17 protein-coding genes and 1 tRNA gene are annotated in these 16,105 nt (G+C 37.2%); 15 read left to right on the top strand and 3 right to left on the bottom strand.

Annotation, left to right across the window (positions count from 1 at the left end; all coding sequences use genetic code 11):
• Positions 1–21 precede the first annotated feature (21 nt).
• Complete coding sequence (locus BT1A1_RS14315; protein WP_034772492.1) at positions 22–657, bottom strand: YknW family membrane protein; 636 nt, start codon at positions 655–657, stop codon at positions 22–24.
• 442 nt (positions 658–1,099) lie between these two features.
• On the opposite strand from BT1A1_RS14315, the gene BT1A1_RS14310 reads away from it, so the two are divergent.
• The 13 genes from BT1A1_RS14310 to BT1A1_RS14250 all read left to right on the top strand — a co-directional run bounded on the left by BT1A1_RS14310 (position 1,100) and on the right by BT1A1_RS14250 (position 13,122).
• The gene (locus BT1A1_RS14310; RefSeq protein WP_081912387.1) at positions 1,100–2,257 is read left to right on the top strand and encodes a DUF4097 family beta strand repeat-containing protein; all 1,158 of its coding nucleotides are present in this window, start codon (positions 1,100–1,102) and stop codon (positions 2,255–2,257) included.
• A gap of 188 nt (positions 2,258–2,445) precedes the next feature.
• Positions 2,446–3,378 carry an HPr(Ser) kinase/phosphatase gene (hprK, locus tag BT1A1_RS14305; protein ID WP_034772482.1) on the top strand — a complete coding sequence of 311 codons (933 nt, stop codon included), beginning with the start codon at positions 2,446–2,448 and terminating at the stop codon, positions 3,376–3,378.
• A gap of 150 nt (positions 3,379–3,528) precedes the next feature.
• On the top strand, positions 3,529–4,338 hold the full coding sequence (lgt, locus tag BT1A1_RS14300) for a prolipoprotein diacylglyceryl transferase (RefSeq protein WP_034772480.1): 810 nt from the start codon (positions 3,529–3,531) through the stop codon (positions 4,336–4,338).
• 38 nt (positions 4,339–4,376) lie between these two features.
• Positions 4,377–5,333, top strand: coding sequence for a nucleoside recognition domain-containing protein (locus tag BT1A1_RS14295; protein ID WP_034772478.1), 957 nt, complete (start codon positions 4,377–4,379; stop codon positions 5,331–5,333).
• The gene (gene ppaX, locus BT1A1_RS14290) at positions 5,317–5,964 is read left to right on the top strand and encodes a pyrophosphatase PpaX (protein ID WP_034772476.1); all 648 of its coding nucleotides are present in this window, start codon (positions 5,317–5,319) and stop codon (positions 5,962–5,964) included. Before BT1A1_RS14295 ends, ppaX begins: the two co-directional genes overlap by 17 nt.
• 3 nt (positions 5,965–5,967) lie before the next feature.
• Positions 5,968–6,504: an acyltransferase gene (locus BT1A1_RS14285; RefSeq protein WP_034772474.1), complete on the top strand. Its 537-nt coding sequence runs from the start codon at positions 5,968–5,970 to the stop codon at positions 6,502–6,504.
• Between the two features lie 156 nt (positions 6,505–6,660).
• Positions 6,661–7,692 carry a tetratricopeptide repeat protein gene (locus tag BT1A1_RS14280; protein WP_051989157.1) on the top strand — a complete coding sequence of 344 codons (1,032 nt, stop codon included), beginning with the start codon at positions 6,661–6,663 and terminating at the stop codon, positions 7,690–7,692.
• 252 nt (positions 7,693–7,944) lie between these two features.
• Positions 7,945–8,886, top strand: a complete 942-nt coding sequence (gene trxB, locus BT1A1_RS14275) for a thioredoxin-disulfide reductase (RefSeq protein WP_034772472.1) — start codon at positions 7,945–7,947, stop codon at positions 8,884–8,886.
• A 439-nt stretch (positions 8,887–9,325) separates the two neighbouring features.
• The gene (locus BT1A1_RS14270) at positions 9,326–9,775 is read left to right on the top strand and encodes an NUDIX hydrolase (RefSeq protein ID WP_034772470.1); all 450 of its coding nucleotides are present in this window, start codon (positions 9,326–9,328) and stop codon (positions 9,773–9,775) included.
• Positions 9,776–9,861: 86 nt separating this feature from the next.
• Positions 9,862–10,770, top strand: coding sequence for an RNase adapter RapZ (gene rapZ / locus BT1A1_RS14265; protein WP_034772468.1), 909 nt, complete (start codon positions 9,862–9,864; stop codon positions 10,768–10,770).
• A complete protein-coding gene (locus tag BT1A1_RS14260; RefSeq protein WP_419177779.1) occupies positions 10,742–11,740 on the top strand; it encodes a gluconeogenesis factor YvcK family protein in 999 nt (332 codons plus the stop codon). The genes rapZ and BT1A1_RS14260 overlap by 29 nt, the downstream gene beginning before the upstream one ends.
• A 29-nt stretch (positions 11,741–11,769) precedes the next feature.
• Positions 11,770–12,717 (top strand): DNA-binding protein WhiA, encoded by a 948-nt coding sequence (gene whiA, locus BT1A1_RS14255; protein ID WP_034772465.1) that lies wholly within the window; start codon positions 11,770–11,772, stop codon positions 12,715–12,717.
• A 144-nt stretch (positions 12,718–12,861) separates the two neighbouring features.
• Entirely contained in the window at positions 12,862–13,122 is a 261-nt protein-coding gene (locus BT1A1_RS14250; protein WP_034772464.1) for an HPr family phosphocarrier protein, read from the top strand.
• Between the two features lie 136 nt (positions 13,123–13,258).
• On the opposite strand, the gene clpP is transcribed toward BT1A1_RS14250, so the two are convergent.
• The gene (gene clpP, locus BT1A1_RS14245; protein WP_034772463.1) at positions 13,259–13,852 is read right to left on the bottom strand and encodes an ATP-dependent Clp endopeptidase proteolytic subunit ClpP; all 594 of its coding nucleotides are present in this window, start codon (positions 13,850–13,852) and stop codon (positions 13,259–13,261) included.
• A gap of 227 nt (positions 13,853–14,079) precedes the next feature.
• Between clpP and BT1A1_RS14240 the strand changes: the two genes are divergently transcribed.
• Positions 14,080–14,367, top strand: coding sequence for a type II toxin-antitoxin system HicB family antitoxin (locus tag BT1A1_RS14240; RefSeq protein ID WP_034772462.1), 288 nt, complete (start codon positions 14,080–14,082; stop codon positions 14,365–14,367).
• A gap of 84 nt (positions 14,368–14,451) precedes the next feature.
• Here the strand turns inward: BT1A1_RS14240 and BT1A1_RS14235 are convergent.
• Positions 14,452–14,523: transfer RNA gene (locus BT1A1_RS14235), tRNA-Arg, on the bottom strand.
• Between the two features lie 218 nt (positions 14,524–14,741).
• Between BT1A1_RS14235 and rpoN the strand changes: the two genes are divergently transcribed.
• Positions 14,742–16,064 carry an RNA polymerase factor sigma-54 gene (rpoN, locus tag BT1A1_RS14230; protein WP_034772461.1) on the top strand — a complete coding sequence of 441 codons (1,323 nt, stop codon included), beginning with the start codon at positions 14,742–14,744 and terminating at the stop codon, positions 16,062–16,064.
• Positions 16,065–16,105 lie beyond the last annotated feature (41 nt).

The raw sequence follows: 16,105 nt of genomic DNA, 5'->3' as shown, positions 1-16,105 counted from the left end.
GACCGATTCAGATATTACTTCTTAGGCCCATCCGATCATGGAGAAAAAGATCGATAACATGTAAAAACCGATGGAAACACCCCATGCTAATTCTTTGGAAAAAGATGCCACCTTCTGTAATCCAATTGCCGATAATATGACACTCCAAATGGAAAAAACTTCAATATTATCAAATACTGCCTTTAGTGCACCATCAGCGGGGATCAATGTAGTAAGACTAGTGAACGTAGTAGTTGACGACCCGGTAATGACCATGCCAATTCCGTTTACAATCATGCCTAAAGCAGTTAGGATCAATAAATATACATTCATTGAAAACAGCTGGCGGAACGATACATTCGAACGTGCTAACCTTGCAATCAACAAATAAACAAGCGTACCAATAAACGCAGTTACAATAGGTACAATCACACCGGCAATAATAGAACCGATTACTAAAAATGGGGCTAACTCTTCCGGTAAACCTTCATTTCCTGACTCGGTATTGGTTGTAACAATGATCATTCCAATGCTAAACACAAGAATAATCATTAACAATGGTCCCCAGATTTTCGGTTTTTCTTTTATTCTGGCAAAATGTTCGCTTGGACTCCAAAGAATCCCCCATAGACTTGGACTCTTCTTTTCAATTTCATTTGCTTCTAATCTTTCTTCCACAACAATCCATCCCTTCTTTATGGTTTACTCTAATTTTTACGGATTTGAAGAAAAAAGGTTTCAAACCCGTATGATTTATTTTAAAGGTACTAATAACTTGATATTGCCATAATCGTGCAGCGATCTGATTGATACAGCTGTTTTATCAGCAATTTCTTCAATTCAAAAAAATTTTTTCCATTTCCAATCCTCCATTTAGATACGTATTAAAGCTCTATTCTTACTATAAAGCCTAACGTAACTGTAGGTTCAAGAGGAAATTTAATCGAAAAAAATTGTTTTTTTAATGGAACTGATTTAAACAAAAGAATTTTCCTCTCTCTAGCGAATTTTACAGACTGTCCCTTTGCTTTAAAAAACACTACATGATAAAAGAATTTTAAACAACATAAGCTATTTCCATGAAACTTTTCGGTTTGAATTACGTAAAAAGTATAAATAAATGAGAGATTTTGTAAAGGACGTGAAAAATATGAAGGAAGAACGGAAGAAAATTTTAGAAATGGTGAAGACAGGCCAAGTGAGTATTGAAGAAGCGGAAAAATTGTTGGAAGAACTCGAAAACATGGAGTCACTAAAAGAAGAAAAAAAAGCGAAAATGGCTGAAGAATTATCAAAAATTGAAGCATACAAATCCAGTCATGAACAAAATGAGAAGGAGACTTTTCATCAGTCAAGTTCTACAAAAACATCAACATTTGCCAAGGAAGCAAAAGATACACTGACCAATTTGTTTGAAAGAGCAATGAAGAAAATAAAGGAAATGGACTTGGATTTCCATCATTCGGTCAATGTTTCACACGTATTTCAACAAAATGAAAACAAGTTTAAAGATGTGTTTATTGAAATTCCAAATGGTTCTGTACAGCTGATTGTATGGGATCATTCCGACGTCCGTGTGGAATGTGAAGGGAAAGTGTATCGCGAGGAAGATCCTGTACACGGGAAAGAGCGATTTTTAGAAAATATTGAGTTTCGTGTAGATCAAGAAGCCCTTGCTTTTTTAGCTAAAGAGAAATTCATGAAGGTTGACACAAAAGTTTTCTTACCACAAAGCGTTTATAACAAAGTTGCGATTAAACTGTTTAACGGCACGATTAGCGGGGAAGGCGTTAAAGGGAAAAAAATTAATTTTCAAACGTCCAATGGAGGCATCCGATTAGAAAGTTGTGAAGCAGAAAAGGCAGATCTTGAAACTGTGAATGGAACGATAAACTTGACTCAATGTAAAATAGATGATGCGGAAACGGAAACAATGAACGGTAAGGTGACGATTGACGGTTCCTATCAAAAAATCGATGCAGAAACAATAAGCGGTTCAATTTCTGTTCGGATTAGTAAACCGGCACCGCAATCGGTTAAGTTATCAAGTGGGGCAGGCAGTATCCATGTAAGAATCGCTAATGATTTACCGGTAAGCGGAGAGGTTAAATCCAATTTTGGCAATGTTCAGGTTGATTTATCCAATCTATATAAAATTGACGAGAAAAAGGAAATGATTCAAAAAGTCATCAAGTTTGATACAACAGCAGAATTACAAAATAAAATGTATTTATTTGCAGAATCGAAAACGGGTTCGGTTACTGTTCAACCGTATTAAAAGAATTGGCTAAAACAACTCTTCTCTCAACTTTTTATTATTTAATAAAGTTGAGAGGGAGTTTTTTAATTTTGTACTTATAACGTTTTTGTTTCGGGTTCTTTGGTTTCAGGAAAAAACATGGTAAAATGGAACATACAAAGAGTTAAGTAATAGACAAATTGAAGCCTAAGTGAGGGAGTTCATACATGTCAAAAGTGACCATCAAGGATATTTTAAATAAATTTAAATTAGAATTGATCAGTGGGGAAGAGGGCATCAATCGTCCAGTAACGACAAGTGATATTTCCCGTCCTGGACTTGAAATGGCCGGATTTTTTGATTATTATCCGGAAGATCGTTTGCAGTTATTAGGAAGAACTGAATTGACATTTTTTTCCATGCTAAATGAGGAAGATCGCATCGTCCGGATGCAGCGGCTTTGTACCGATGTCACCCCGGGGATTATTATTACACGTGGGCTGGAAATCCCAGAAGAATTAATTGAGGCTTCCGAGCAAGAAGCAGTACCGGTTATGCGTTCAAATTTGAAAACGACACAATTAGTCAGCCGATTAACAAATTATTTGGAAATTGCGCTTGCTCCGACAATTGCTATTCATGGTGTGTTGGTTGATGTATACGGCGTTGGTGTTCTTATTACCGGTCAAAGTGGAGTTGGTAAAAGTGAAACAGCTTTGGAACTTGTGAAACGGGGGCATCGGCTTGTTGCAGACGATTGTGTGGAAATACGCCAAGAAGATCAAGAATCGCTAGTAGGAAATTCACCCCCACTCATAGAACATCTTCTTGAAATTCGCGGACTCGGTATCATTGATGTCATGACTTTATTTGGTGCCGGAGCTGTTCGATCCTATAAGAGAATAACGATGTGCATCCATTTAGAAAACTGGGATCAAAATAAACGTTATGACCGGTTGGGACTCGATGAAGATAAAATGAAAATTTTTGATGTCGAAATTCCGAAATTAACCATCCCGGTTCGTCCCGGAAGAAACTTGGCTGTTATTATCGAAGTGGCGGCCATGAACTTTCGTTTGAAAAAAATGGGTGTCAATGCAGCAAAGCAATTCACTCAAAGGCTCCAAGAAACGATTAAAGATCATGAACATGAAGATTAACATACCTGTTCAATTCTGTACGCAGTGCTCTTTATTTTAATCAGAAATAATTTTAAAACTGATTGTTGTTTGTTACAATTAGTGAAATGACAGGGAAGTTCTCTCTCGTCAAACTGTTTCTTTTTGAAACGTATAGAAGGAGTTGTTGAGATGCTTTATCATGTTCAGCCCTTAAATCCGGTGGCCTTGGAACTTGGCCCTTTATCAATTCGATGGTACGGGATAATTATTGCTTTAGGTATTGTAATTGCTTATATATTAGCAACTCGTGAAGGAAAGAGACGAGGTCTTCCGGATGAAATTTTCGCTGATCTTTTACTTTGGGCCATTCCGATTTCCATTATTTGTGCCAGAATTTATTATGTTCTTTTCGAATGGGACTATTATTCGGTTAATCCGGGGAAAATAATTGCCATTTGGGAAGGCGGAATTGCCATCCATGGTGCCCTAATTGGGGCGATCGTTACCGCTGTCGTTTTTTGCCGGAAACGAAATATCTCTTTTTGGAAATTAGCTGATATTGCCGCACCAAGTATTATCATTGCTCAAGCGATTGGCCGGTGGGGGAATTTTATGAACCAAGAAGCCCATGGGGGACCGGTTACTCGCGAATTTTTGGAAGGCTTGCACTTACCTGATTTTATCATTAATCAAATGTATATAAACGGTTCCTATTATCATCCAACCTTTTTATATGAATCGCTCTGGAGTTTGCTTGGTTTTATACTTTTACTTCTATTAAGAAGAGTTAATTTGAAACAGGGAGAAATCTTTTTAGCTTACGGAATTTGGTATTCAATCGGTCGCTATTTCATTGAAGGGCTTCGAACCGACAGTTTATATTTTTTCGATACAGATATACGAGTAGCTCAGCTCGTTTCTGCTGCCGTTATCATTATTTCACTTGCCTTAATTATTTTTAGAAGGACGAAACATAATATTCCGCATTATTTAGATTAAAATCATTTTCATGGTCAATCCGATAAAGGGGGAGTAGTATCTTGTTAAATTCGGTAAAGCAAGGGATTATGAATGGGTTACACACCACTTGGTCATTGGGAAAAGTAATTTTCCCGGTAACCTTAGTCGTTTCCTTGCTTCAATACACTCCTGCACTTCCGTGGTTATTTGACAAGTTGGCACCATTTATGTCCGTTTTCGGTTTGTCGGGTGAGGCGGCCATCCCTCTTGTACTGGGTAATCTATTAAACTTATATGCGGCAATTGGCGGGATTTTAACACTTGACCTTACTGTTAAAGAAGTATTTATTATCGCAGTTATGCTTAGTTTTTCCCATAATTTACTAATTGAAACAAGTGTAGCATTAAAATCCGGTGTTAAACTCTGGGTCGTTTTATCTGTTCGGATCGGTTTAGCATTGGTTGCAGCCTTTATTATCAATTTGGTTTGGCCGGGCGGGAGTGAAATGGCCCAATATGGTTTAATAACAGCAAATGAAACAGCACCGGTTGGTATGGCGGCTATTTTTCTTGCTGGCTTGCAAAAAGCCGTATTAGGTACTCTTCAATTGGCGATGATTGTAATTCCATTGATGATCGGCATTCAAATTCTTAAAGATTTAAAATGGTTGGATGTATTTACCGGATGGATGGCTCCCGTTACCCGTGGATTAGGGATGAATGAAAACACGGCATTGGTTTTGACGGCCGGCTTAATTTTCGGTTTAGCCTATGGGGCAGGTGTATTATTGCAAGCGGTGAAAGAGGATGGTGTCAGCAAAAAAGATGCGACATTGGCATTTATTTTTCTCGTTGCGTGCCATGCTGTCGTTGAAGATACATTGATTTTTGTTCCATTAGGTATCCCGGTTTTTCCTTTATTTATAATTCGTTTATGTACGGCAATTGCTTTAACACTTATTGTCAGCAGGATCTGGAATCGGATGGAACTAGCAGCAAAAAGAAAGGGAATCTCTTATGAAACAAAATATTGATACGATTTTATTTGATTTAGACGGGACTTTAGTTAACACATATGAACTTATTTTGCAATCATTTCTTTATACTTTTCATCAATTTGGATTCGATGAATTGAAGAGGGAAGACTGTTACAAATTTATTGGACCAACTTTATATGAATCTTTTTCATCAGTTGCACCGGATAAAGCGGAAGAAATGATCCATTACTATCGAACGTTTAATAAAAAACATCATGATAAACTTGTTCGTGAGTTTCCGGGGGTTCTCGAGACAATCGATACGCTTTCCAAACAAGGATATAAGCTCGGTGTTGTTTCTACGAAAGTACGAGAGATGGTTTTTAAAGCGTTGGATAAAACCAACTTAACTCCATATTTTCCTGTAGTGATCACATTGGATGAAGTAGAGAAAGCAAAACCGGATCCGGAACCGTTAAATAAAGCGATGCACTTGTTAGGGGCAAAACCGGAAAGCACGTTGATGGTCGGCGATTCTTACCATGATATATTGGGGGCGAAAAATTCCGGCACAGGATCCGTTGGAGTTGCTTGGACCATTCAAGGGACAGACTACTTAAAAAAGTATAATCCGGATTTTTTAATTCATGATATGCGTGACTTATTGGCTATTGTTGGAGTGAAATAATTTATGCGGAAAACGACCCGTTACCCGATTCAAGGAGCCAATTCATTATGGCAAATATATAAAACCGTGTCTTTTTGGAAGGTATTTAAAAACGTCATCGTTATTTTGATTGCTCGTTATACACCGTTCATGTCCTGGAAAGTTTGGATGTACCGTAAGTTTTTAAAAATGAAGGTGGGCGATCATACGGCTTTTGCGTTTATGGTCATGCCGGATATAATGTTTCCGGAAAAAATTAATGTTGGTAAAAATACGATTATTGGATATCATACGACGATTTTGGCACATGAATATTTGATTGATGAATATCGGGTAGGAGAGGTTCGAATTGGGGATGAGGTCATGATCGGTGCAAATTCAACGATACTGCCGGGGGTAGAAATTGGTGACCGGGCAACGGTTTCTGCAGGGACACTTGTGAACCGTAATGTTCCTCCGGGTTCGTTTGTCGGCGGAAACCCGATGCAGGTTATTTATACAAAAGAAGAGATGGAAAAAAGAAGAAACCATGACCGCTTGACCGATCCTCTAAATAAATAAGTTTTTAAAATTAAAGTGATGTTGAATGCGGGACGAAGAATCTTCCGGTAGTGGCTTTTTCCGAGCACGAAGAAAATGATACTTTTCGGCTGTGTGCTTCTCTACTGCTTTATTACATCATTATATAAATACATCATGATTTTTGGAGGATGTTTTGTGAGTAAAAATGTAAGCAATAATCATATTGATGGTAATATTTTAATGTTCAATCCTTCAGGGGAATTTTTCTTTTCAAAGGGAATTGCAGCATTTGAAAGGAATGATTTGGTAAAGGCAAAAAAGTATTTGGCTCGTGCTTGGAAATTTGAACCAACTGAGCCAATTATTGCTTGTCAACTTGCCATTGTTTTAACTGAAATGGGTGAATATGATTCTTCTAATAAAATTTTACTGAAAGTCCTAAGTGAAATCGATCCATACATGGTTGAATGTCACTACTTTTTAGCAAATAATTATGCCTATATTGGTAATTATATGGAAGCAAAGAAACATGTCAAACAATATTTGAAATCAGCTCCAAATGGGGAATATACAAGTGATGCACAGGAATTATTGGAAATCATATCTCTTGAAGCAGATGAAATAAAAACGACTTGTTTGACAGAAAATCATATGGAGTATGAAGATGAACTGATTGAAAAACAGGAACATTCGCGAAAATTAATGGAAGACGGTGATTTTGATGGAGCAGTTCCATTATTAGAACAAATGATTCGTGAGTACCCAAATTTTTGGCCTGCGTATAACAATCTGGCATTGGCCTATTTTTACCAAGGAAAATCCAAAGAGTCTGTTGAGATACTCCAACAAGTGCTGGAAGAAAACCCGGGAAACTTACATGCACTATGTAATCTGTCGGTACTTGATTTTTATAAAGGAAAGAATGTAAAGCCGTTATTAGATATATTAAAAAAAGTTTATCCCATTTCTGTTGATCATCGTTATAAATTAGGTGTTACTTTGTTAATTTTAGAACAATATGAACTTGGCTATCATTGGCTCAAGAAAATTTTACATGATGGCAATGAAGTTGAGGGTATCTTTTTTTATTGGTTTGCCTATGCCGCCTATAAGATGGGGAAAATGAACTTAGCAGAAAAAGCATGGAAGAAGCTCTTGTTAGAACATCCGGAAAAGGACGGGCAGGAACCTTGGAAACATGAAGAAATACCAATGTTTACGAAATGATTGAGCATAATAGTGGTAAAATGTTTGAAATTTATGTAGTATCAAGAACTACAGGGTCACTTGAATCTGTTGCAAATTTGTAGTAATTGGTGTCAATCTATTGAGCTTTAGGGACATAACGCATAACGAACAGAAAATCTGTTCAAACTGTCCATAAAAAAGATTCTCATCGATAAAACGAATTCGAAAACCGATTAAACCGTCCATAACAATACCTGATACCATATCACTGGAATACGAGGAGTGTGTAGAATGTCAGAGGATAAAATTTATGATGTAATAATAATTGGGGCAGGTCCTGCAGGTATGACTGCAGCTGTCTATACATCCCGTGCCAATTTGTCGACCTTAATGATTGAACGGGGTGTACCGGGTGGACAAATGATGAATACAGAAGAAGTAGAGAATTATCCCGGTTATGATTCAATTTTAGGTCCGGACCTTTCTAATAAAATGTTCGAACATGCGAAAAAATTTGGTGCCGAATACGCATATGGCGATATTAAAGAAATTATTGACGGGAAAGAATTTAAAATAGTGAAAGCCGGCTCAAAAGAGTTTAAGGCAAGAGCCATCATCATTGCGACCGGTGCCGAATATAAAAAACTCGGTGTCCCGGGAGAAAATGAACTGGGCGGACGCGGTGTTTCGTACTGTGCAGTCTGTGACGGTGCTTTTTTCAAAAATAAACAATTGGTGGTCGTCGGTGGTGGTGACTCTGCTGTTGAAGAGGGCGTATACTTAACGAGATTTGCTGAAAAGGTAACGATTGTACACCGGCGTGATCAGTTGCGGGCACAAAAGATTTTACAAGATCGCGCATTTGCTAATGAAAAAGTAGACTTTATTTGGAATCATACAGTTAAGGCGATTAACGAAAAGGATGGCAAAGTCGGCAGTGTTACCTTAGTTTCTACTGTTGATGGCACTGAAAAAGGATTCCCTTGTGACGGCGTATTTATTTATATTGGGATGATCCCTTTGACAAAGCCTTTTGAAAATCTAGGAATTACGAATGAAGCCGGTTATATTGAAACAAATGAGTTAATGGAAACAAAAGTTCCCGGGATTTTTGCGGCCGGTGATGTACGTGAAAAACAACTTCGCCAAATCGTAACGGCAACGGGTGATGGAAGTATTGCCGCTCAAAGTGCTCAACATTATATTGAGGAACTTTTAGAACAAATAAAGTAATATCAAAGTTGAAGAGGGTTCATTGTTTCATTAACAATTTAAAGAAAAAAAGTAATCGTCGTTTAACGCTGCTGTAACACGTATGAAACAAAGAAAGAGTATTATAAAGGTATGAAGAAATTGACCCCCTTTTAAATATATTTTTTTGGTACAGGAGATATCCTGTACTTTTTTTGTACGTTTACAATAACCAGGGGAAGTCGACACCCCGCTGATGTTAGATTTTATCACTTATTTCTACAGGTAATGATTATTCATTCACTTCATTGTTTGCATGTGATAAGGTATAGTATAATAATATTAGTTAAGTAATAATATAATGATTTACCTTTACCTTTATAATCATGATGGTCAAATTCACGGTGTTAAAAGCCGGTCGACCAATAGCAATTACTATATTATGTTGACTTGATTATATGGTCTGGAGTGAGTGAGAGAAATGCAAAGAGTTGCAAATTGTATATATATGAAAAACGGGGAAATCTTGTTGTTGCAAAAACCTCGTCGCGGCTGGTGGGCCATACCGGGTGGAAAAGTAGAGCCAAAAGAAACCGTAAAAGCAGCAGCCATCCGTGAATATGGGGAGGAGACGGGAATCCAAATTCGCGATCCCATCATAAAAGGTATATACACTTTTTTAATAGAAGATGATGATAAGTTTACCGAATGGATGATGTTTACTTTTTTTACGAATCAAGGTGACGGCATACAAAAAAATGTAACAAGGGAAGGAAAGCTGCAATGGCATCCGGTCGATAAAGTAGATGAATTACCAATGGCTGAAGGAGATCGATTGATTATTCAACAAGCCTTATTTGGGGAAAATGTTCAGTTTGGTACATTCCATTACACAAAAGATTTCCAGCTAATTTCACAAAAGTTGGATTGATAAATCTAATATTTACCAAATTTATAAAAGGGACTCTGGTGCCCGTTCATCGTTCAATCGATACGTTGTAAATAATTTTAAAAGGAATGGTGGTAAGAACAGTGGAAAATTCCAATGAGTTGCAAATAGTTATTATAACCGGAATGAGTGGTGCCGGCAAAACGGTTGCTATTCAAAGTTTTGAGGATCTTGGTTTTTTTTGTGTCGATAATTTACCACCAAGTCTTTTGCCGAAATTTTTAGAGTTAATGAGAGAATCCAAGAATAAAATGAATAAGGTTGCTTTGGTTATGGACTTACGCGGTCGTGAATTTTTTGAACAATTAATTCACGTTTTGGATGAATTGCAACATTACTCATGGCTAACCCCACATATATTATTTTTAGATGCCGATGACGCCACTTTGGTAAGAAGGTATAAAGAAACGCGCCGTTTTCACCCATTGGCCAAATCGGGATTGCCGCTAGACGGGATTCGTAATGAGCGACAATTACTGGAAGAGTTAAAGGCAAGAGCACAAACAATTATAAACACATCCGAGTTAAAGCCGAAAGAATTGCGTGAAAAAATCACAGAAAAATTTACCAACAGCAGGCAAAATTTATTTACGGTAAATGTAATCTCTTTTGGTTTTAAACATGGGATTCCGATCGACGCAGATTTAGTTTTTGATGTCCGATTTTTACCAAATCCATTTTATATTGAACAATTACGTCCGAAAACAGGGCTCGATCAGGATGTATATGAATATGTAATGAAATGGACGGATACAAGTAAATTTTTAGAAAAGATATCGGATTTATTATCTTTTATGTTACCGTTGTATAAACGAGAAGGAAAAAGTCAACTGGTAATTGCTATCGGTTGTACCGGTGGCCAGCATCGATCAGTCGCCATTGCCAAGTATTTGGGTGAAAAATTGGCAAAAGATTATCAAGTACAAGTGTCCCATAGAGAAATTGCAAATGAAAGGATTCAGAAACATGAATATTAGTCAACCAAGAATTGTGATCATCGGTGGAGGCACCGGTCTTCCGGTATTATTGCGTGGTATGAAAAGATTTCCGGTGGACATTACGGCTATTGTTACAGTTGCTGATGATGGCGGCAGCTCCGGACGTTTACGTGAAGATTTCCGAATACCGCCTCCGGGAGATATTAGAAATGTTCTCGCAGCACTTTCAGAAGTTGAGCCGTTAATCGAGGAGTTATTTCAACATCGTTTTGAGACGAATAGTGATTTGTCCGGTCATTCATTAGGTAACTTAATGTTGGCAGCGATGACGAACATTACCGGAAATTTTGCACATGCTGTTCATGAATTAAGCAGGGTACTCAATGTGAAGGGCAGAGTATTGCCATCAGCAAACCAAAGTGTTGTCCTTCACGCCGAAATGGAGGATGGGGTGATTATTCATGGAGAATCAAAAATACCGCTATACGGCAAAAGAATTAAGCGGGTATTTTTAACCCCTGACCATATTCATCCGTTACCCGAAACATTATATGCCATTCGAGAAGCGGATCTTATTGTAATCGGACCCGGTTCGCTTTATACAAGCATCTTGCCTAACCTAATTGTCCCTGAAATTGGGAATGAGCTCGCCAAGGCAAAGGCGAAAAAGGTGTATATATGTAATTTAATGACACAAAAAGGTGAAACAGGCGGTTTTTCTGCAAGTGATCATGTGAAAGCAATTTATGATCATACTGAACCATACTCCATCCAAAAAATCATCGTTAATAACGGCTACATTCCAGATTCGGTAAAATTGCGATATAAAGGTGAATACGCAGATCCGGTAAAGATTGATTATGATAATTTAGAGAAACTTGGAATCGAAATTATTGCCGATTCGATTGCAACCTTAACCGACGGCTTTTTGCGACATGATACAAAAACTTTATCGCAATTAATATTTAATATCTTAGAAAATGAAACAAAAAACCGCTTTCAATCGTAGTATTAGATGTATGAATGGAGGTTAGGGGATTGTCTTTTGCCTCAGATGTAAAAAAAGAATTAACCAATTTACCGATCGACGACACCTGCAGCAAATCGGAACTATCTGCATTAATTCGTATGAACGGTGCCGTTTCTTTTACGAATCAACGACTTGTTGTCGATATCCAAACAGAAAATGCAGCCATTGCGCGCCGGATCTACTCGCTTTTAAAAAAACACTACCAGGTGGATGTGGAATTATTTGTCAGGAAAAAAATGAGGTTGAAAAAAAACAACGTCTATATTGTTCGGTTAATTGACCAGGTCAAGGAAATTTTAAAAGACCTTTCTATTATTGATGAAGGATTTGAATTTCATCATCAAATAGCCCCCGAACTGATTCAAAAGAAAAGTTGCAAAAGGGCTTATTTAAGAGGTGCTTTTTTAGCAGGTGGTTCAATTAATAATCCCGAAACCTCTTCATATCATTTAGAGATTTTTACATTATATAAGGATCATAGTGAGGCGTTGTGTGAGCTTCTCAACTCTTTTTCATTAAACAGCAAAACTTTGGAGCGGAAAAAGGGTTGGATTACTTACTTGAAGGAAGCTGAAAAAATTTCCGATTTTCTGGGCATTATTGGTGCACACAATGCGTTGTTAAGATTTGAGGATGTCCGCATAGTCCGGGATATGAGAAACTCAGTGAATCGCTTGGTAAACTGTGAAACCGCAAATTTGAACAAAACGATTGGAGCTGCTATCAGACAAGTGGAAAATATTAAATTTATTGATCAAACGATTGGACTGGATTCGCTACCGGAAAAGCTGAGGGAAATCGCAAAATTAAGAATTGAATACCAAGATGTGACGTTGAAAGAATTGGGTGAAATGGTATCAGGAGGAATTAGTAAGTCGGGGATTAATCACCGGTTAAGAAAAATTGACGAAATTGCAGAAAAGCTACGAGCGGGTCAAACCGTTCACTTTAAATAATTTTTTAAAGGATCGGGCGCTCAAGTTTTTCTTTATACGAATAATCGGTGGGGGGATATTGTTTCCCCCTTAGATTGAAGTTCCCCTTTATCCGGAAAATTAAAAGATTCATAGATATATACATTTATCAAGGAGGAAAGGATTATGTTAGAAAAAAATGTGAAAGTAAAATTAAAATCCGGCCTGCAAGCTCGACCGGCAGCATTATTTGTCCAGGAGGCGAATCGGTTTTCATCTGATATTTCAATTGAAAGTGAAAGTCGAACAGTCAATGCCAAAAGTATTATGGGGATTATGAGTTTAGCGATAGGTTCCGGGAAAACAATTAAAATAATTGCCGATGGTAGTGATGAGGCAGAAGCGTTGGAAGTATTAACGAAATTTGTGGAAGATGAAAATAATTAATTTGTTTTTTTGATAAAGCAAAAAGAGAAGGCTGTCAAATACCCGCCTGTCTTTTTAAAATGAATGAAGCGGTTACGGTTATGACAGCTTTTTTCGTCATCCAGAAAAAAACCGGGCGCATTACCCGGTTTTTTGACTATTTTCCAATTGTATTTCGACTGATGATGTGGTCAATCAATCCATATTCTTTTGCTCTTTCTGCAGACATAAAGTTATCGCGGTCTGTATCCCTTTCAATGACTTCCAAGGGTTGACCGGTATTTTCAGCCAAGATTTTATTTAATTTATCACGAGTATATAAAATATGTCTTGCTGCAATTTCAATTTCTGTTGCTTGACCTTGAGCACCGCCCAGTGGTTGGTGAATCATGACTTCTGCGTTTGGTAGAGCATAACGTTTCCCTTTTGCACCTGAAGAAAGCAGGAATGCACCCATAGATGCGGCCATTCCGATACAAATGGTTTGGACATCTGCTTTAACAAAATTCATCGTATCATAAATAGCCATACCTGCTGTTACACTTCCACCGGGACTGTTAATATAAAGGGAAATATCTTTCTCTGGGTTTTCGGCATCCAAGAATAATAACTGGGCAACAATCGAGTTGGCCGAGACATCATCAATTTGCCCGCCGAGAATAATAATCCGGTCTTTCAAAAGTCGGGAATAAATATCATATGCACGTTCCCCACGACTTGTTTGTTCAATAACTGTAGGAATTAAATTCATTTTTTATCCTCCTTTAATTGAAATTCCCTTTTACTAATTGCCAAAGGTTTTCAATCTAATATATGTACATTCTACAACAAAGGTCAATAAAGGTCAAACATAAGGCTACGAAGAAATAGAATTGATTTCTCCTTCAAATATTACCAAGTATATGTCATTTTAAACCTAAAAGAACATATTAAAACAAGCAGAACTTGAATAAAATTCTCTTAATTGGGGGAAGAAATATGGAAAAAAACCGATATATTTATCCTGCAATTTTTGATTATGCGGAAGATGGAATTTCAGTAGAGTTTCCGGACTTACCTGGTTGCTTAACTTTTGGTGGCACGAATGAAGAAGCGTTAGCTATGGCAAAAGAAGCAATGGCGCTTCATTTATACGGTATGGCGGAAAATAATGTATCGATCCCCGCACCTTCAAAAGCAACAGATATAAAAACAGAATCGAATCAAGTTGTTGTTCTTGTTGAGGTATGGATGCCGCCATTCCGCAATGCTACTTATAATTCGTAGTACTTTTAAAAAGTTTTCTCACTTATATTAAGTATAAAAAAATACCACTACGTCTTATAAACGTAATGGTATTCAGTGTTTGAACGCCCTCGGCAGGAATCGAACCCACATTTCAAGAACCGGAATCTTGCGTGCTATCCGTTACACCACGAGGGCAAACTGTATTACTGACGAACAAAATCTATTATAATTCAAATGCAATAATTAATCAAGAGGGAAAATGTTACTGGCCGTTTCGTTTTTCGCCTGTATGCATGCACGCCGCAATTGGGCTACCTTAGTAAAGTTGGAAATAAATAATTTTCTTAAATTGGTCGATTTTTGTTTTCAATTTTGAAGAAAACCCTTACAATGAGAATAAGGGAGAGATGTATATGAATATCGAATATGGAATGTTCCAACAACAAGCATTAAAATTAAATATGTCACAGGAACTTGTCCAGGCGATTTCGTTACTCCAATATACTTCCATGGAATTAGCCGGTTTTGTTGAACAAATAGCGACAGAAAATCCGCTGCTGGAAGTCGAAATGAATTATTATTCCACTTTTAGTCAAAAATCCTTGAAAAAAAGAAAAAAACAATCAGCAAGCGCAGGCAATTTTGAAGCTTTTATCCCCGACCATTTGCCCAACCTGTCAAATTATTTACAAGATCAATTATTGACAAAAAATCTTTCTTCAGCAGAAAAAAACTATGTCACATTTTTAATCAACAATTTAAATGACAATGGTTATTTAGAAATTGATATAGATGAAGCCAGCCGGATTTTAAATTTACCGAGGGAAATAGGTGAAAAAGCCCTTAATATAATCCAAAGTCTTGAACCGGCGGGTATCGGGGCAAGGAATTTACAAGAATGTATTATATTGCAGCTAAGGCGGAATGAAAACGCAGACCCACGGCTTATAGAAATCGTGGAACATTATTTCGACGATTTTGCTTATAAAAAGTGGAAAAAAATTAAAAAAGAATTAAACATCTCATTAAATGAAATTCAACGACTTTTTGATCTCGTTCAAACATTGGAACCTCGACCGGGCGCACTAATATCTAATGAGCGAACCGAATATGTGATACCGGATATAATCATTGAAAAAAAGGAAGATATTTGGCATATTCATGTAGCAGAAGATTCCTATTTTCATATAAACATAAATGAAGGTTACTATCATGAATTGATGCAACAACCTGAACCAATGGTAAAATCTTATGTGAAAGAAAAATATCAACAGATCCAATGGTTGAAACAAAGTATCGAACAAAGAAAAACAACAATGATCAACATGATGCGTGCAATTATAGAGATGCAAGAACCTTACCTATTGGGGAGTAAGAAAGAATTAAAACCGATGACCATGAATAATGTTGCAGAAAAAATCGGCGTTCATGAATCAACCATATCTCGAATTGCAAAAAACAAATATGCCCGTACACCAATTGGAACGATTCCCCTGCGAAAACTGTTTACAACCGGAGCAAAAACAGCAACCGGTAATGATACCATATCAACCGAACAGGTGAAAAATGAAATTCGCGATATGATTGACCAAGAAAATAAAAAATCACCCTATTCGGATCAAGAAATTGTCAAGCTGCTCGAAAAAAAGGGGATACGTGTTTCGAGAAGAACAGTTACCAAATACCGCGAGCAATTGAAGATTCCTTCTTCAATCAAAAGAAAAAGATATAATTAAGGATGGATCGGTAACCGGATTCTGAATGGTCCAAACCGAAA

Origin of the sequence: Caldibacillus thermoamylovorans (genome assembly GCF_000751775.1) — a bacterium.
Lineage (GTDB): Bacteria > Bacillota > Bacilli > Bacillales > Caldibacillaceae > Caldifermentibacillus > Caldifermentibacillus hisashii.
This window is presented reverse-complemented; position numbering and strand designations above follow the sequence as displayed.